This is a genomic window from Actinoplanes sp. NPDC051513 (assembly GCF_044454685.1).
Lineage (GTDB): Bacteria > Actinomycetota > Actinomycetes > Mycobacteriales > Micromonosporaceae > Actinoplanes.
Window position 1 is genome coordinate 300753 of sequence record NZ_JBITDW010000007.1, and the last position, 17662, is coordinate 318414.

At 69.0% G+C, this 17662-nt stretch carries 15 protein-coding genes; 5 read left to right on the forward strand and 10 right to left on the reverse strand.

What is annotated here, in order from left to right; translation table 11 throughout:
* Window positions 1-1523: 1523 nt before the first annotated feature.
* The 9 genes from ACIA5D_RS24400 to rpmH all read right to left on the reverse strand — a co-directional run bounded on the left by ACIA5D_RS24400 (window position 1524) and on the right by rpmH (window position 9062).
* Window positions 1524-2030 (reverse strand): DinB family protein, encoded by a 507-nt coding sequence (locus ACIA5D_RS24400; RefSeq protein ID WP_396032464.1) that lies wholly within the window; start codon window positions 2028-2030, stop codon window positions 1524-1526.
* Window positions 2031-2255: 225 nt separating this feature from the next.
* The gene (locus ACIA5D_RS24405; protein ID WP_396032465.1) at window positions 2256-3248 is read right to left on the reverse strand and encodes a ParB/RepB/Spo0J family partition protein; all 993 of its coding nucleotides are present in this window, start codon (window positions 3246-3248) and stop codon (window positions 2256-2258) included.
* Window positions 3245-4408, reverse strand: a complete 1164-nt coding sequence (locus tag ACIA5D_RS24410) for an AAA family ATPase (RefSeq protein WP_396032628.1) — start codon at window positions 4406-4408, stop codon at window positions 3245-3247. Before ACIA5D_RS24410 ends, ACIA5D_RS24405 begins: the two co-directional genes overlap by 4 nt.
* 1164 nt (window positions 4409-5572) lie before the next feature.
* Window positions 5573-6352 (reverse strand): 16S rRNA (guanine(527)-N(7))-methyltransferase RsmG, encoded by a 780-nt coding sequence (gene rsmG, locus ACIA5D_RS24415; RefSeq protein WP_396032466.1) that lies wholly within the window; start codon window positions 6350-6352, stop codon window positions 5573-5575.
* 197 nt (window positions 6353-6549) lie between these two features.
* Window positions 6550-7128, reverse strand: a complete 579-nt coding sequence (locus ACIA5D_RS24420) for a protein jag (protein WP_396032467.1) — start codon at window positions 7126-7128, stop codon at window positions 6550-6552.
* Window positions 7129-7245: 117 nt separating this feature from the next.
* Entirely contained in the window at window positions 7246-8277 is a 1032-nt protein-coding gene (yidC, locus tag ACIA5D_RS24425) for a membrane protein insertase YidC (RefSeq protein ID WP_396032468.1), read from the reverse strand.
* Window position 8278: 1 nt separating this feature from the next.
* Window positions 8279-8536 (reverse strand): membrane protein insertion efficiency factor YidD, encoded by a 258-nt coding sequence (gene yidD, locus ACIA5D_RS24430; protein ID WP_396032469.1) that lies wholly within the window; start codon window positions 8534-8536, stop codon window positions 8279-8281.
* Entirely contained in the window at window positions 8533-8889 is a 357-nt protein-coding gene (rnpA, locus tag ACIA5D_RS24435) for a ribonuclease P protein component (protein ID WP_396032470.1), read from the reverse strand. The genes yidD and rnpA overlap by 4 nt, the downstream gene beginning before the upstream one ends.
* A gap of 35 nt (window positions 8890-8924) precedes the next feature.
* Window positions 8925-9062: a 50S ribosomal protein L34 gene (gene rpmH / locus ACIA5D_RS24440; RefSeq protein ID WP_015626276.1), complete on the reverse strand. Its 138-nt coding sequence runs from the start codon at window positions 9060-9062 to the stop codon at window positions 8925-8927.
* 612 nt (window positions 9063-9674) lie between these two features.
* Between rpmH and dnaA the strand changes: the two genes are divergently transcribed.
* The 5 genes from dnaA to ACIA5D_RS24465 all read left to right on the forward strand — a co-directional run bounded on the left by dnaA (window position 9675) and on the right by ACIA5D_RS24465 (window position 16782).
* Window positions 9675-11429: a chromosomal replication initiator protein DnaA gene (gene dnaA, locus ACIA5D_RS24445; protein ID WP_396032471.1), complete on the forward strand. Its 1755-nt coding sequence runs from the start codon at window positions 9675-9677 to the stop codon at window positions 11427-11429.
* A 917-nt stretch (window positions 11430-12346) separates the two neighbouring features.
* Window positions 12347-13480: a DNA polymerase III subunit beta gene (dnaN, locus tag ACIA5D_RS24450; protein ID WP_396032472.1), complete on the forward strand. Its 1134-nt coding sequence runs from the start codon at window positions 12347-12349 to the stop codon at window positions 13478-13480.
* A gap of 39 nt (window positions 13481-13519) precedes the next feature.
* The gene (gene gnd / locus ACIA5D_RS24455) at window positions 13520-14392 is read left to right on the forward strand and encodes a phosphogluconate dehydrogenase (NAD(+)-dependent, decarboxylating) (protein WP_396032473.1); all 873 of its coding nucleotides are present in this window, start codon (window positions 13520-13522) and stop codon (window positions 14390-14392) included.
* A 52-nt stretch (window positions 14393-14444) separates the two neighbouring features.
* The gene (recF, locus tag ACIA5D_RS24460) at window positions 14445-15659 is read left to right on the forward strand and encodes a DNA replication/repair protein RecF (RefSeq protein ID WP_396032474.1); all 1215 of its coding nucleotides are present in this window, start codon (window positions 14445-14447) and stop codon (window positions 15657-15659) included.
* A 577-nt stretch (window positions 15660-16236) separates the two neighbouring features.
* Complete coding sequence (locus ACIA5D_RS24465; RefSeq protein ID WP_396032629.1) at window positions 16237-16782, forward strand: DUF721 domain-containing protein; 546 nt, start codon at window positions 16237-16239, stop codon at window positions 16780-16782.
* A 47-nt stretch (window positions 16783-16829) separates the two neighbouring features.
* Here ACIA5D_RS24465 and ACIA5D_RS24470 read toward each other — a convergent pair whose 3' ends face one another.
* Window positions 16830-17396: a hypothetical protein gene (locus ACIA5D_RS24470; RefSeq protein WP_396032475.1), complete on the reverse strand. Its 567-nt coding sequence runs from the start codon at window positions 17394-17396 to the stop codon at window positions 16830-16832.
* Window positions 17397-17662 lie beyond the last annotated feature (266 nt).

The following is a 17662-nucleotide window of genomic DNA, read 5'->3' on the forward strand; positions in this document are numbered from 1 at the left end:
ACGGCTCCGAGGGACTGTAGGCGGCCTGTTTCACGTGAAACAAGTCCCGCTCGATTTCCCAACCCGGCGATCCCCGAGGACCCACACTGGGCCCGGTGCCCGCCCTCTACCAGATGGGCCAGGCGCCATCACGCTAGAGGCCGGCAGGCCCATCCGACGGCGCATGCCGGCCCTTGGCCCGAGTGGTCCTGCTCGTGCATTCCACTCGGCAGGCGCATGGTCCCGTTGCCGGAGGGATCCACAGATCCTCGTGCGGGGCGCTATTCGGTCGCCGGCCAACCACCAGGACCTAGCCGTGGCGAAGCCGTTTTAGGCTCCAGGCGCCCGCTACGTCACGCCCACCGACAAGGCATGACCCACAGACGAGCGGTCGAGGACGGAGTTGGCCAGCCAGGGTCTGAGCGTTCGATACACATGGCTTCAGGCGCAAACGGTCTGGGCGTGAGCGCTCCGGCTGCGAGCGCTCCGGCTGCGAGCGCTCCGGCTGTGAGCGCTCCGGGTGTGGGCTGTGCGTGTCGCGCCGGCCCAGGGCCCGAGCGCCCAGTAGCGCGCAGCGGCACGTTGCCCGCGCCAAGGCCGGCACCACGCTGAGCCGAGTCGCGCCGCCGAGCTGGGTTGCGGGGAAAGGCGTCATCCGGGCCGCCGAGCCAAAAACGACCGGCCAGGTCAGTCGGGAACAGTTGATCGACGCAGGTTCGTTCGATGGTCGCCTGGAGGAGAGACCTGGGCGAGTGCGTTGGTGCAGTGGATCTACGGCAGAGCGGGAGCTCACGGCGGCGCCACGGGATCTCGATGTTTCACGTGAAACGGGGGACGGGCTTTTCCCGGCGTGAGGTCCGGGCGACGTAGCGGGCCTACGCCCAGCCCTCGGGTGGTGTGTGCAGAGCTGGCGCGACGTCTGCTATTGGGTGAGCCGAGTGCATCGTGCACGGGGCTGACGTAAGCGCCGCAGGCTCGCGGCTCGAGCGAACGGCGCGGCATACCCGAGTTCACGCGAAGGGCACGACGCAAGGCTCATACGAACGGCGCGGCGCAAGGACGGCGGGGCGCAAGGACGGCGGGGCGCAAAGCCGGCGGAGCGCAAAGCCGGCGGAGCGCAAAGCCGCCGGGGCGCAAAGCCGCCGGGGCGCAAGACAGCGCGAACTCGACGCTGGGCCAATGCCGACGCCGGGAGTCGGTTGGGAGATCCCTCAACGACCGGTGCCCGGCACCCTCTGAAATACCGGCCACACCGTTTCACGTGAAACGGCCCCGCGAGGGCGGGGCAGCACTCGGAGACCAGGCCGGCTCCGAGACACCGCAGGCACCCTTCGTCTGCGACGTCCTCACGGCGCCCTAACGTCGGCGACTGGAGGTGGCTTCACGGGCCAAGATCGGCAAAACGCCCTTGGTTTCACGTGAAACAGCGAACCTCGATGGGAGGCGGGCGAAGGCCAGAGCCAAGCACCCGCCTCCAGTCGCAAGACAATCAGCCCGCAAGCCACCACCCTCATCAGACGGAAGGCCGACCACGACCGCAGCACTCAAGCGCCGACCGAGCCGTCGATGCCCTCCCTCAAAAAGTCGGCGTGCCCATTGTGGCGGGCGTACTCATGGATCATGTGCAGCATCACGAAGCGAAGCGAAACGTCCTCGCCCCATCGCGCCTGATGGCCCATCACATCAAGCGACTCCGCCCCCGCCTCGATCTCCCGCGCCCGTTCCACCTCGGCCTCCCAGGCCCCAAACGCCGAGACCCGAGTTGAAGACCCGGCCGCATATGCCTCCTGAAAATCCCCCTCCGCCGACCACACCAGCGGAACATCCTCGCCGGCGATCACCCGCCGGAACCACGTCCGCTCTACCTCGGCCATATGCCGCACCAGCCCGAGCAGACTGAGGGTGGAAGGCGGCATCGAAAGCGACCGCAACTCCTCGTCCGAGAGCCCGTCACATTTCATCGCAAGCGTCGCCCGATGGAAGTCAAGGAAGACCCGGAGCATCTCCCGCTCGCCACCGCACCGAGGCGGATCAGGCCGCTCGACAGTCATGAGAAAACCTTCCCCCTATATAAAAAGACGATGATCGAATTCAACCGAGGACGGTCGTCCGTTTCGGTTCTGTCAGAGCCATTCTCCTGGGGTTTCGGAACGGGTGGATTTTGGGCCCTAGGACATTCCAAACCGTCACAAAGCGGTCCGGGCGCTGCCGAGATCCAGAACCAACAAGAAAGGCACGTGACGAGTCACGTGCCTTCAAGATCGAATCGCACTTTCCTAGTCGGTGGAAGACAGCCCCTCGTCCTCCACGCCGATCATCCCCACGATCCGCTCGAGGTCGTCGACCGTCGCGAACTCGATGGTGATCTTGCCCTTGTTCCGGCCGATGTCGACCTTCACTCGCGTGTCGAACCGATCCGACAGCCGATCGGCCAACTCGTTGAGAGCCGGCGCGTGGACCTTCGCCCGCCGGGTCGGCGCAGCCTTCTTCGCCGGCGCCCCATCCGCCAGCGCGAGCGTCACGATCTCCTCGGTGGACCGTACCGAAATCCCCTCGGCCACAATCCGGTTGGCGAGATCAACCTGCGCCTGGCCGTCGTTCAGCCCGAGCAGCGCGCGAGCGTGCCCGGCGGACAGCACACCGGCCGCCACCCTCTGCTGCACCTGCGGCGGCAGATTCAACAAGCGGATCGTGTTGGAGATCTGCGGTCGGCTGCGCCCTATCCGCTTGGCGAGCTCCTCGTGCGTGGCGCCGAACTCCTCCAGCAGCTGCTGATAGGCGGCCGCCTCTTCGAGCGGGTTCAGGTTGGCGCGGTGGATGTTCTCGAGCAGTGCGTCCCGCAGCATCGCGTCGTCGCGGGTGTCGCGCACGATCGCGGGAATCGTCTCCTTGCCGACGGCCTGCGCGGCTCGCCAGCGGCGCTCGCCCATGACGAGCTCGAAGTGCCCATCCGCGAGATCGCGCACCACGATGGGCTGAAGGAAGCCGACCTCCCGGATCGACGTCTTCAGCTCCTCGAGGGCCTCTTCGTCGAAGTGGTGCCGCGGCTGCTTGGCGTTCGGCACGATCGACGTGACCGGCAGCTCGGCGAAGCGCGCGCCCGGCACCGGCGCCAGCTGATGATCATCAACGGGCGGTCGGCCGTGAGACTCCAGGGGAGGGGGCGCAGGCATCGGCGCCACCGGGGGGGATGACGGATCGACGGCTGGCGCCGTCGGGATCAGCGCGCCCAGGCCGCGGCCCAGGCCGCCCCGTGGACGATTTTTCATGCCGTGCCTCCCGTGCTGACGCCACGCATCGCGATCTCCAGGGCGGCCTCGAAATAGCTGGTCGCACCTCTCGATCCGGGATCGTAGGTCATCACGGATTGCCCATAGCTCGGCGCCTCCGACACCCGCACGTTCCGCGGGATGACGGCGTTGAGCACCTTGGTCCCGAAGTGGTTGCGCACGTCTTGCTCGACCGCGTCCGCGAGCCGGGTCCGGCGGTCGTACATGGTCAGCAGGATCGTGGAGACGTCGAGAGTCGGGTTCAGGTGCTGCCGAACCAGGTTGATGTTGTTGATCAGCTGGTTAAGGCCCTCGAGCGCGTAGTACTCGCACTGAATCGGGATCAGCACCTCCTGCGCCGCGCAGAGCGCGTTGACCGTCAGCAGGCCAAGTGACGGCGGGCAGTCGATGAAGACGTAATCGAACTTCTCCGGGTGGGCCGAGATCGCCCGCGCCAGGCGGGACTCGCGCGCCACAACCGAGACGAGCTCGATCTCCGCACCAGCCAGGTCAATCGTGGCCGGCACGCAGAACAGGTTCGGAATGCCCTCGACCGGCTGTGCGACCTCTGACAGCGGCACGTTGTCGATCAGGCAGTCGTAGACATCCGGCACGCCGGCGTGGTGGGGCACGCTGAGACCGGTGGAGGCGTTGCCCTGCGGGTCAAGGTCGACGACGAGCACGCGGTTGCCATGCAGCGCCAGGGCGACCGCAAGGTTCACGGTGGTGGTCGTCTTACCGACGCCGCCCTTCTGATTCGCGACGCAGAGCACCCTCGGGTGGTCCGGACGCGGCATGGTGATTTCGCCGCTCGGGTTGAGGATCTGCACAGCTCGCAACGCTTCCATGGCGAGTGGCGGATCGTCTTCATCCTGACTCGGCGTTTCACGTGAAACATGCTCGTCAGCGCCGAACGTGGGACTCGCCGGCCCGAATGACGGTCCCGCCGGCGCCACCGGGCCACCCGAAGTAGGAGCAGCAGGCGACGCCGAAGCCGGCACCGGCGACGAGGCGACCGCGGGCGGGCCGGAGCGCGGCGCAGGAAGGCGCGGCTCATCGGGCCCCGACTGCGACGTGGGCGAGCCGTAGACCTGCCCGGAGGAGGCTCGCGGCACGTAACCGCTGCCTACTCGAGGCGATGGCACACCCGGTTCAACCACAAATGCGCCAGTGGAGCCGCCGAAAGCACCGCCCGCGGTCCCGGTAAGGCCGAGAGGCGACTCGGTTTCACGTGAAACACCGAACTCATGCACCGTTTTATCCCTGTTGGTGAGGAACGGGTCGGTAGGCGACACGTGCGTTCCGGAAGCAGAAGACCGGTCCACACTATCGACGCCCGGCCAGCCTACGGCGGTCGGGCGAGCCTCGCCACGGCCGTCCGCCTGTTGAGGCGAGTGCAACGTAGACAGATCATCAACTGGCGGCGTCGCAAAGACCATCATGCCCGGCACCAGCCGCAATGCCGAGGCCTCGGCGCACCGATCTCCCTGCGCGCATTCCCCCTCAAAGCCAAACAAAAGCGCCGCAACCTCACCGCTTTCAACATCAACGAGGGGCAACTCATTCTTCGTGACATTTTTATCCGTACGCGATGAAGCCTCACCAACCGCAAGGCTCGCCGTCCCCACCTGCTCGCGACTGCGTGCCCGCCCCCACCGCGCCTGCGCGTTCTCAATGTCCTGACCGTCCCGACCAGGCTCGTCGCCCTCACGAGACCGAACCCGCTGCTGACGCCCGGGCTGTCGCCGCGACACCACCGACGCCACCTTCGAGACGTACCCGCTCAGCCGCCCCGCACGAAACCTCGCCCGATCCGAATCCCCGGCCGACTCCGACTCCGCGGAAGCCGAATCCGGCACCATAGGTTCATCCGCCACACCCGGAGTTCGGGGTTCCGGAACGCCCCCCGACCCCCCGTCCCGGCTAGGCGCCTCACCCTTCCGACCGCCGTCGGACGACCGCGTCGACTCACCGAATCCCCGCCGCCCGCCGCCCGGCCCAGTCGCACCCGCCGGACGCCGCCGCGCCGCCTTGCCCCGCTTCTCGGTCACCGGCCGCGGCGACGATGCAGACCCGCTCACGCCACGTTCAGAATCCCCCGCCCCGCTGGAAGGAGGCCGCGCTCCACCCGGGGAAGCCCCACCGCCCCGAGAAGCACCGCCGCTCGCGGAAGTCCGACCACCCGAAGACGCACCGCCCGAAGACGCACCGCCCGAAGACGCACCGCCGCCTGGGGAAGCACCTCCCCCAGGCGGCAACATAGGTTTGGCCGAGCCGGGACGTCGGTTCTTGACGTTTCTCTTTCGGGCGCCCCGCTTGGCCATTTATCCCCTCCGCGTTCTCCCTTGCCCGGAGCCGCGCCCGCCGGCTCTTCCGCCGTCGCCGCGCCCCCGAGCCTCCGCCCGGCTGGACGGCTTCCATCGTGGTGGCACGGCGTCGCGCTCCTTGACGATCTCCACGACCGTCGTCGGCGGGTCGATGACGCCCACCCCGCAGGCGTGAAGAACCGGGTCGGCGCCGCCCAACGAGGCGATCACCGCACGGTGCTCCGTCACCTCGTCGGCCGCCGAACTGCCCTTCAGCGCCAGCAGCCGCCCGCCGATGCGGGCAAGCGGCAGGCACCAGGTGGCCAGCCGGTCGAGCGGGGCGACCGCCCGCGCGGTGACGACGTCGGCGCCGGCGGGGGGCCCGTCGACGACGTCCTCGGCGCGGCCCCGGACGACCGTGACGGTCGACTCGAGGCCGAGTGCGGTCACCGCCTCCGACAGGAACGCGGTTCGTCGTGCCAGCGGCTCGACCAGGGTGATGCTGAGATCCGGCCGGGCCACTGCCAGCACGATACCGGGCAAACCGGCACCAGACCCCACGTCAACCACCGAAGCGCCGATAGGGATGATCTCAGTCATAACCGCACAATTCATCAGATGACGTTCCCAGATCCGTGGAGCCTCCCGCGGCCCGATCAGTCCCCGCACGACCCCATCGGTGACGAGCAGCCGCGCATACTCCACCGCCAGCCCGAACCGATCCCCAAAAACCCGCTCCGCCACCGCGGCGAACTCGGCCGGAGGGGTAGCGCCATCAGGACCCGCCGAAGCCGGCAATGAAGAGGGCGAAGACGAGGCGGGCGGCGAAGGGGCGGAAGATCGGGCAGACCCGTCCGCCCGAGGGGCAGAAGACGAGTTCCGTCCGGGAAACGCGATAGGCCGCCGCGGATTCCGGCGCCCCGGGAAAGACGACGGCCCGGACGAAGACTCGCCCGGGCCGCTCTCACCCGCGCCAAAGCGGGGTTCAGTCATTCTCAGTCCGCCGCCTGCACCACGATCCGGCGATTCGGCTCGACGCCCTCCGACTCGCTCTGCACGCCCGGAATGGCGTTGACCACGTCGTGCACGCATTTACGCTCGAACGCCGACATCGGCTCGAGCCGCACCGGGTCGCCGTGCTCCTTGACCTTCTCCACGGCGTTGCGGGCGACCGCGGCCAGTTCCTTGCGGCGGGACGCGCGGTACCCGCCGATGTCGAGCAGCAACCGGCTCGGCGATCCGGTCGCCCGGAAGATCGCCAGCCGGGTGAGCTCCTGAAGCGCCTCGAGCGTTGCGCCGCGCTGGCCGACGAGCGGCTGGAGCCGACCGCCGACCACCTCGACCATGGGGCGCCCGGCCGACACGAGCTCATCGATGTCGCCGTCGTAGTCGAGGATGTCCAGCAGACCCTCGACGTAGTCAGCGGCGATCTCGCTCTGCCGGAACAGGTCACTCTCGGAGGTGACGGTCTCCGACTTCTTGGTCTCCTCGGCCGTCGTCTCGTCCGGGGCCGAAGCCTCGGACGAAGGCGCGTCGGCGGAGACCGAAGAATCGGGAGTGCTGGTGTCGGTCACGGTTCATCTCCGTACTCATCGGGCCGGACCTGCTCGGTCCGCTGTTTCCCGCGGCGGCGCCCGCGGGGAGGTTCAGGCAGGGGAGCGCTCGGACGCCGTACGACGCCCGAGCCGCGATCATCCCTTGGGTTTGCTCGCCGGTCTGGCGCCCTTCTTCGGATTCACCGGTTTGGCGCCGGGCCGCGGGGCGAGCTTCTTGGTGTCGACCACCGGGGTCTCCGGCTCGGCCTGCGCCTTGTTGCGGCCGAACAGGCCACCGATGCGGCCGGGCTGCACGGGGTTCTTCGGGACGTTCCCGGTGCCGGTGCTCTTCTTGACCGGGGCGGACGGAGCCTTGGAACCACCCCTGCCGGCCATCTGCGGCGGGGGGAACTTGCGGAGCACCCACTGCTGCTGAGCCAGCGTGAACAGGTTGTTCGTGACCCAGTAGATGATGACACCGATCGGGAACAGCGAGCCGGAGACGAGCAGCGACAGCGGGATGCCGTAGAGCATCAGGCGCTGGATCATCTTCTGCTGCGGGTCCTCGGCCCAGCCGGTCTTGAGGATCATCTGCCGGCTGGTCGCGTACGTGCTGGCCATCATGATCAGGACCAGGATGCCCGCGACGACCTTGACGGTGACGCTGTTGGCCCCGAGGGCGGCCAACTCCTGCGCCGTCGAGCCGAACTTCGAGGCCAGCGGGGCGTTGAACAGCGACGCGTGGGTGGCGTCCTGGAACTGCTCGGTGGTCCAGCCGTACAGCGTGGTCTGGGTGTTCGCCGGGTTCAGACGGCGCAGCACGTGGAAAAGGCCCAGGAAGACGGGGATCTGCAAGAACATCGGAAGGCAGCCCATGAGCGGGTTCGCCTTCTCGGTCTTGTAGAGCTCCATCATCTCTTTCTGGAGCGTCTCCCGGTCACCCTTGTGCTTCTCCTGCAGAGCCTTGACCTTGGGCTGCAGCGCCTGCATCGCGCGCTGGCTCTTGATCTGCTTGACGAAGACCGGGAACAGGATGACGCGGACCGTCACCACGAGGAAGACGATCGCGAGCACCCAGGACCAGTTGGTCCCGAGCACCTTCGTGTCCGGGATCCCGATGAAGTCCCACAGGGCTTGCCAGCGCAGGAGGATCCACGAAATGGCGTAGTAGATCCAGTCGAGGCTCAATTCAGGCTCCAGTCACATCGGCAGGTCGGTGACGGATCGGATCAGGCACCGGGTCGTACCCGCCAGGGTGGAAGGGGTGGCAGCGCAGGAGTCGCCAGATCGTCAGTCCTGTCCCTCTTATCGCACCGTGCTTCTGCAGCGCCTCCAAGGAGTACGCGCTGCACGAGGGGTAGAACCGACAGCGGGCCGGCAGCACCGGGCTCACATACCGACGGTACGCGACGACTATCGCGGTCAGCACACGGGCGAGCACGCTCATCGCTGCCGCCGGGGTCGGCGAGCCGCCGAGAGAGCCGCTTCAAGATCGGTGCCCAACTCGGCGAACGAGGCTGACGCGGCCGCCGGGAGAGCCCGGACCACCAGCAACGATCCGTCGGGCAGGTCGCCGAGCAGCGGCCTGACCAGGTGACGGAGCCGGCGGCGCACCTTGTTGCGCACCACCGCGTTGCCAACGGCCTTGGATACGACGAAGCCGGCGCGTGCCGTGGAGGCTCGCACCGGCTCCTCGAGAAGCAGATGAACGACGACCGTGCCCCGGCCGGCCCGCCGACCGCCGCGAATGGTCACGGCAAAGTCGGCGCTACGCTGCATACGCTGCGCCGCGGCCAGCACGACTACCTGGGCATTCTGGCCCGCAAGCCGCCGGCTCAGGCCGACAGCTTGGCGCGACCCTTGGAGCGGCGGCCGGAAAGGATGGCACGACCGGCACGGGTACGCATCCGCAGCCGGAAGCCGTGGGTCTTGGCGCGCCGGCGGTTGTTCGGCTGATAGGTGCGCTTGCTCACGTCGAAACTCCGTCTTCATTACTGACGTCTGTTGAGGACAACGTCCAGGGGGCATCAGGGCTGCAAGACGCCACTTTACCAGAACGCGGCGGAGCAACCGCCCGACCCTACGCAGGGCGGCGATGCGGGTCAACTATATCGTGCGTCGGCACGCCGACAGCTGGGCGACCACCTCGCGGTGGCTCGTCTTTCTGCGCGGGTAGTGAATCTTTTCCCGCTCGAGGACGTCGGGCGGGCGGTGCGACAGTTGTAGCTTCGGCAACGTCGCTGTTAGCGTGCCCGTTTGCTGGTCATCAGCGCTCTGTGCATACCACGACGTACCGGACCAAAACCGGACAAGCAGGTGAATCGTTCGGCACGGTGAGCCTGTACAACCGCGCCGTACCAGGCTCCGGTAAGTCTGCCGACCGTCCGGCCGGGGGAGCAACCGCCGGTCAGTGCACAGGTTGTGGATAACCTGTGGACAACCGGTGGCGTCAAGCGTGTTCAGCACGTTAAATGTGGTGCTGGATTGGGGGAGCCGTCGAGCGCCTGCAAAAGGCGACGGCGGGGCAAAGACGGTAAGCCGGACAAGGTCCACCGGGGGTCGGTGGCGATGGGGGTGGCGCGGCGGTGGCCGATCAGGTCGACCTGAGCGACGTGTGGAAGGCGACGCTGGAGGAACTGGCCGACGAGATCTCGTCGCGCCAGCAGCGGGCATACCTCCAGCTGACCAACCTGCGCGCCATCGTCGAGGACACCGCGCTGCTGGCCGTGCCGGACGCCTTCACCCGGGACGTGATCGAGTCGCGGCTGCGCCCGGCGATCACCGAGGCGCTGAGCCGCCGGCTGAACCGCCCGATCCAGGTCGCCGTCACCGTGAAGCCCCCGGAGGACGGCACCGGGTTGCCCGGCACCGTCTACGGCACTCCCATCGAGCAGCCGGGTGAGCAAGAGGCGCAGCCGCGGCACTATGCCGAGCCCGAGCAGCGCCCGCAACCCGAGATCCCGGCGTACGCGCACGACCCGTACCCGGAAAGCCGACCCTCTTACCGCAACGTGCCCGCGGCCCGGGATGGGCAGGAAGCCCTCTTCGACGCCGCCCCCGCGGCCGCCCCGGCCGCGCCACCGATGGCACCGGCGCCGATCAGCCCGATGAGCCGCCCGCCGATGGCGCCCGAGCAGCCCGCCGCCGGCGAGGCGCCGCGCCGGATGGCCCCGGACCAGCTGCGCGACCAGCCCCGCCCGGACAACCGCCCCACGCTCATCGAGGACGCGCTGCCCACCCGCAGCGACAACGGCCCCGGCCGCGCGCCGATGGACATCCGGCCGTCGAGCAACCCGCGCGGCACCAACGACGGCAACCGTCTCAACCCGAAGTACATGTTCGAGACGTTCGTCATCGGCTCGTCCAACCGCTTCGCGCACGCCGCCGCCGTCGCCGTCGCCGAGTCACCGGCCAAGGCCTACAACCCGCTGTTCATCTATGGCAGCTCCGGTCTGGGCAAGACGCACCTGCTGCACGCGATCGGCCACTATGCGACAACCCTCGGCCACGCCCGCGCGGTGCGCTACGTCTCCACCGAGGAATTCACCAACGACTTCATCAACAGCCTGCGGGACGACAAGACCCAGGCGTTCCAGCGGCGCTACCGCGACGTCGACATCCTGCTGATCGACGACATCCAGTTCCTGGAAAATCGCGAGCGCACCCAGGAGGAGTTCTTCCACACCTTCAACACGTTGCACAACGCCAACAAGCAGATCGTCATCAGTTCCGATCGCTCCCCGCGCCAGCTGGCCACATTGGAAGACCGCATGCGCACCCGCTTCGAGTGGGGCCTGCTCGCCGACATCCAGCCGCCCGATCTCGAGACGCGTATCGCGATCCTCCAGAAGAAGGCCGCCCAGGAGCGGATGTACGCCCCCGACGACGTGCTGGAGTTCATCGCCTCGCGCGTCTCCAACTCGATCCGTGAGCTCGAGGGCGCCCTCATCCGGGTGACGGCCTTCGCCAGCCTCACCCGCTCGGTGGTACAGCTCTCCCTGGCCGAAGAGGTCCTGCGCGACTTCATGCCCGACGGCGCCGGCCCCGAGATCACCGCCGACCAGATCATGGTCTCCACCGCCGACTACTTCGGCGTATCGCTGGAAGACCTCCGCGGGCACTCCCGATCCCGGGTGCTGGTGAACGCCCGCCAGGTGGCGATGTACCTCTGCCGGGAGCTCACCGATCTCTCCCTGCCGCGCATCGGACAGGCCTTCGGCGGCCGCGACCACACCACCGTCATGCACGCGGACCGCAAGATCCGCCAGCACATGGCCGAGCGCCGGTCGCTCTACAACCAGATCGCCGAGCTCACCAACAGGATCAAACAGAGCACCTGATCTCTTCCGGCCCGAGCTCACCACCAACACCCAAACGCCGATTTCGTACGCGTCGACGGGCCCCCAACCGCAGCAGCGGCAGTTCCCGCACGCGCCGCGCGTCGTGGTCAAGCTGCGCGCGCCGGTTGCGCTCCTCATCCACAGCGAGACGAGTTACCCACAGGCTGAAGCACCCTAAAGAGTACGATTTATGGGTTTTCCATACCTTTTCCCACAGCCTGTGCATAACCCCGGTGCATAGCCGCACGACCGACGTCGATCCGCGCTCACACACAGCCCACACTTGTCAACGTCAGAACGGAACCGTTTCGTGCCAACGTTTTCCACACCAATCCACAGGTCTCCACAGGCCTTTATCCCCAGCGGTGGACAACCCTCGGCGCCTCAACCCACAGATGTGGACGAACCCTGGGGAAATCGATGTGGACAGACACTCTCCGTCACAAAGTTGTCCACGTCCTGTGGAAGCGTGTGGATTTCCTGTTGAAGGATCTGGGGAGAACGACCCGGTACCGTCCCGACGCTATGCACAGGCCGGGGGACAAACCCGGTGGATATCCGGTGGATAGCCGGTGGACAACGGTGGACAACCGAAGTCGGGTCGACGACTGTGGACGCAGACCGGGCTTTGTACCCTGGTTGCCCACATGTGAATCACCGGTGGATAACCGGTTGACCTGCACCAACTTGAGTTCTCCACACTGTGCACAGCCCCGATGATGACGACTAGAAGTTTTTTATAAGAGAACAAAAATCAATCAACGGCGTTGGGGAAGGTGTGGATGGAGCCGCAGCCGGCTCCCGCCTCCTCGAAGTTGAAGAGCAACGGCAGGGCCGGGCACGCACGGGCTTGCTGCCCGCAATAAGGTTCGTGGGGGTCGAAGCCCCCGACATGAGGAAGCGACGCGGAGGACAGCATGAAGTTCCGGGTGGAGCGAGACGCACTCGCCGACGCCGTGGCGTGGACGGCCAAGAGCCTGCCCAGCCGTCCGTCGGTGCCGGTGCTCGCCGGCGTCATGCTGCGAGTCACCGACGGCCGGTTGCACGTCTCCGGCTTCGACTACGAGGTTTCCAGCCAGGTGAGCGTCGAGGTGCAGGCCGACGCCGACGGGGCCGCCCTGGTCTCCGGCCGCCTGCTCGCAGAGATCACCAAGGCGCTGCCGGCCAAGCCGGTCGACATCGCCGCGGTCGGCGCCCATCTCGAGCTGGTCTGCGGCAGCGCCCGGTTCACGCTGCCGACGATGCCGGTCGAGGACTACCCGACACTGCCCGAGATGCCGTCCAGCGCCGGCACTGTCGACGCCGCCGGCTTCGCGGCCGCGGTCGCCCAGGTGGCCATCGCCGCGGGCCGCGACGAGACGCTGCCGATGATGACCGGCGTCCGCATCGAGCTGAACGGCTCGAGCATGGCGATGCTGGCGACCGACCGCTACCGCCTCGCCATGCGCGAGATGGAGTGGAACCCGGACGACCCCGAGATCAGCCTCAACGCGCTGGTTCCGGCCAAGACGCTGAACGACACGGCCAAGACGCTCGGCCCGCTGGGCGGCTCGGTGACGCTCGCCCTGTCGCAGGGCAACGCCGGCGAGGGCATGATCGGCTTCGCCGGTGGCACCCGCCGCAGCACCAGCCGCCTGCTCGACGGCGCCAACTACCCGCCGGTGCGCTCGCTGTTCCCGGCGAGCCACAACGCCGAAGCCCGGGTCGGGGTCGCCGCGCTCGTCGAGGTCGTGCGGCGTGTGGCCCTGGTGGCCGAGCGCACCACCCCGGTGCTGCTGAGCTTCAGCGAGGACGGCCTGGTCGTCGAGGCCGGCGCGACCGAGGAGGCGCGGGCCAGCGAGGCCATGGAGGCGGCGTTCACGGGCGAGGCGCTGACGATCGGCTTCAACCCGCAGTACCTGATCGACGGCCTGCAGAACCTGGGTGCGCCCAACGCGGTCCTGTCGTTCGTCGACGCGTTCAAGCCCGCTGTGATCTCCCCCGCAGGCGAAAACGGCGAAATCGTGCCCGGTTACCGCTATCTGATCATGCCGATCCGGGTAACGCGCTGATACTGGGCTTGAGAGAACCGCACATCTAGGGGGAACACCATGCAGCTTGGCCTTATCGGTCTCGGCCGGATGGGCGGCAACATGGCCGACCGTATCCGCAAAGCCGGGCACGAAGTGGTCGGTTTCGACCACCATCCGCAGAAGCGGGACGTAAACTCGCTCGCCGAACTGGTCGGGAAGCTCCAGTCGCCGCGAGTCGTGTGGACCATGGTTCCGGCCGGGGAGATCACCGAGAGCACGATCGACCAGCTCGGGGAGCTCCTGTCCGAGGGCGACCTGATCATCGACGGCGGCAACTCCAAGTTCACCGACGACCGGCCGCGCGCCGAGCGGCTCGCCACCAAGGGCATCGGGTACATCGACTGCGGCGTCTCCGGCGGCATCTGGGGCAGCCAGAACGGCTACGCCCTGATGGTCGGCGGCAGCGCCGGAGATGTCGCCAAGGCCATGCCGATCTTCGAGGCGCTCAAGCCCGAGGGCCCGTACGGCTTCGTCCACGCCGGCCCGGTCGGCGCCGGCCACTACACCAAGATGGTCCACAACGGCATCGAGTACGGCATGATGCAGGCCCTCGCCGAGGGCTGGGAACTGCTCGAGGCCTCCGAGTACGTGGACGACGTGCCCGGCGCGATCAAGAGTTGGCGCGAGGGCAGCGTCGTCAAGTCCTGGCTGCTCGACCTGTTCGACCGGGCGCTCGACGGCGACCCCGAGCTGGGCAAGCTCAAGGGCTACGCCGAGGACACCGGCGAGGGCCGCTGGACGGTCGACGAGGCCGTGCGTCTCGCCGTGCCCGCCCACGTCATCGCCGCGTCGCTGTTCACCCGCTTCGAGTCCCGCCAGATCGACTCGCCGGCCATGAAGGCCGTCGCCGCGCTGCGTCAGCAGTTCGGCGGCCACGCCGTCGTCGGCTGAGCCCGCCGAGCTGCCAAGGCGGCTTCGCCGTACTGCGAAGGAAACCAAAGGGATGTACGTACGCCGGGTCGAGCTGGCCGACTTCCGCTCGTACGAGCGGGTGGCGGTCGACCTCGACCCGGGCGTGTCCGTGCTGGTCGGCCAGAACGGCATGGGCAAGACGAACCTCGTCGAGGCGCTCGGCTACGTGGCCACACTGGACAGTCACCGGGTGGCCACGGACGCCCCCCTCGTCCGGGCCGGCGCCGCCTCGGCCGTCATCCGATCCGCGATCGTCCACGAAGGACGCGAGCTGCTGGTCGAGCTGGAGATCGTCCCCGGCAAGGCCAACCGCGCCCGGCTCAACCGCTCGCCGGTGCGCCGCCCCCGCGAGGTGCTCGGCGCGCTGCGCATGGTGCTGTTCGCCCCCGAAGACCTCGAGCTGGTCCGCGGCGACCCGTCCGCACGCCGGCGCTACCTCGACGACCTGCTCGTCGCCCGCCAGCCCCGCTACGCCGGCGTCCGCTCCGACTACGACCGGGTGATCAAGCAGCGCAACGCCCTGCTGCGCACGGCGTACCTGACCCGCAAGGTCGGCGGAACCCGCGGCCAGGATCTGTCCACGCTGGCCGTCTGGGACCAGCATCTGGCCCACCACGGCGCCGAGCTGCTGGCCGGCCGCCTCGAGCTGGTCGCCGCCCTCGGCCCCCACCTGACCAAGGCCTACGACGCGGTCGCGGCCGGCCGCGCGGCCGCCTCGATCGCATACGCCTCGGCCCTGGGCGACGCGCTGGCGCCGGACAGAGCCGCGCCGGGACCGGACGACGCCCTAGCGCCGAGTAGAGCCGCGCCGGCGGCGGGCCTGGGCAACGCCCTCGTGCCCGACCGCGCCGCGCTCGAGCAGGCGCTGCTCGCCGCCCTCCAGGAGCGCCGGACCGCCGAGATCGAGCGGGGCGTCACCCTGGTCGGCCCGCATCGCGACGACCTCACCCTCGCCCTGGGCGACCTGCCCGCGAAAGGCTACGCGAGCCACGGGGAGTCCTGGTCGTTCGCGCTGGCGCTGCGCCTGGCCGCGTACGACCTGCTGCGCTCCGACGGCATTGAGCCGGTGCTGGTGCTGGACGACGTGTTCGCCGAGCTCGACAGCGGCCGCCGGGACCGTCTCGCCGCCCTGGTCGCCGACGCCGGCCAGCTGCTGGTCACATGCGCGGTCCCCGAGGACGTCCCGCCGTCGCTGCGTGGCGCCCGCTTCGACGTGACCCTCGGATCGGTGACCCGTGCCCAGTGACGACCGCCCCTACGACCCGACCGCCGAGCGGTTCTTCCCCAAGGGCGACTTTCCACAGCCCGATCCACACCTCGGCGAGGGCGACACCGCCCCGTCCTGGTACGACGCCCCGCCGCCGGACGACCGGCGGCGCCCGCGCGGCCCGGCCGAAGCCGCGGGCGAGCGCCGGCGCGCTCAGGGCCGGCCCGAGGCGCCGGGCGAGCCCCAGCGCTCCCGCGGCCCGGCCGGCACGTCGGGCGAGCCTCAGCGCGGGCCCGCAGACGAGCCGAGCGAGCGCCGGCGCGGACCAGGCGACGAGTCGGAGGAGCGCCGGCACCGCCGGGAAACCGCCGGCGAGTCGGGGGATCGCCGGCGCCGTCGCGCGGGAGCCGACGCGCCCGACGAGCTACCACCAGCCCGCGGGGCGGCCAGCACGCCGGCTGAGCGACCACCAGCCCGCCTGGCGGCTGGCACGCCGGCTGAGCGACCACCAGTCCGCGGGGTGGCCGGCACGCCGGGCGAGGGCCCGCCCGCTCGCGGCGGAGCGGCCAAGCCGGACGAGCGGCGTTCTGCGGCCGATTCGGGCCCGGGGGCAGGAGTGGATCAGGCCGGGGGCGGTTCGAAGGCTCAGGAAGGCGCTGAGGGCGCTTCCGGGCCGGAGCTGGCGCGGGCCGTGCTCGACGCCGCGCTCGCCAAGCGCAAGGCCGCCTCGGCCAACCCACGGCGGCGGGGTGGAGCGGGCGCCACCGGCAAGCGCCTGCGCGGTTATTCCGGCCCCGGCCCCGATCCGCGCGATCCCCAGCTGTTCGGCGATGTGCTGGGCCGGCTCATGAAGGCCCGCGGCTGGGAGAAGCCCAAGGCCGAGGCCACGGTGTTCGGCGCCTGGGAGCGGGTGGTCGGGCCGGACATCGCCCAGCACAGCCGGCCGGTGAAGCTCGACGACGGCGTGCTGACGGTCGAGGCCGAGTCGACGGCGTGGGCCACGCAGTTGCGCCTGCTCGCCGCGTCGTTGCTGAGAAGCATCGCCGGCGAGGTGGGCCACAACGTGGTCAAGAAACTCAACATCCACGGCCCGGCCGCGCCGTCGTGGAGCAAGGGCCCGCGCCGAGTGCAGGGGCGGGGACCGCGCGACACCTACGGCTGATGAGCGAAACCAAGGGCCAGGACGTTAAAACCGGATTGCGAGTTTGATCAGTAATCGGCGAAGACGGCAAAACCGCGATCGGCGCATCTGCGGTAGAAGCCCGCCAGAATCGCCAGCTCGGAGCGGGCGAAGCTCCAGTGCGGCGCGTTGCCGGCGTCGTCGCGCAGGGCCGACAGGCGGTTCTCCAGCCAGCGCAGCTGCTGCTCGGCGAGGCGGCCCTGGTTGATCGCGGCGCGCATCACCTCGGCGACGGTGTCGAAGGTGACCAGATCGCCGAACTTCTCGTGGCCCTCGACGAAGCGCTCGAGGCCACCGGCGATCCACGCGCAGCCGTCGGGATCGATCACCGGGTCCTCGTCCTCGGCGGCGGCATCGGTCGCGTAGAGCACGCCGTCCAGGCCCAGCAGCAGGTCGACGAGCTCGGTGTACGCCGTCGCGCGCACCGTGCCGGTCTTCGCGATGTGCAGGGCCAGCGCCCCGGTCGGTGCGGCGATCTCGGGAGCGTCGGCGATCGCCCCGAAGTCGACGAACTCGGCGGGAGCTACCGGGTCGTAGTACTGGTTCGTGCGCGGCCAGTGCACCGCCACGTTCTCCAGCCCCTTGTCGTGCGCCATGTTGGGGGCCACCCCTCCTCGACCTGCCACGCGGCCGTCCGGCCATCCACCGAATCCGCGCGGGCGAGAGTACGACACCGCGGCCCGGTGTTGTGAGGCAGTGTCGCAGCGCGTGGCCGCCCGGTCCGGCAGGCGCGCGGTGACGATCGACAGCCGGATGACTTGTCGTTGCGCTGGGCAACACTTCCGTGTAGGGGGAGACGTGGGTGGCGGCTCCGACGGCGCTACGGCGATCTGAGGCACCCGGACGGGGTGCCGGACCCCCG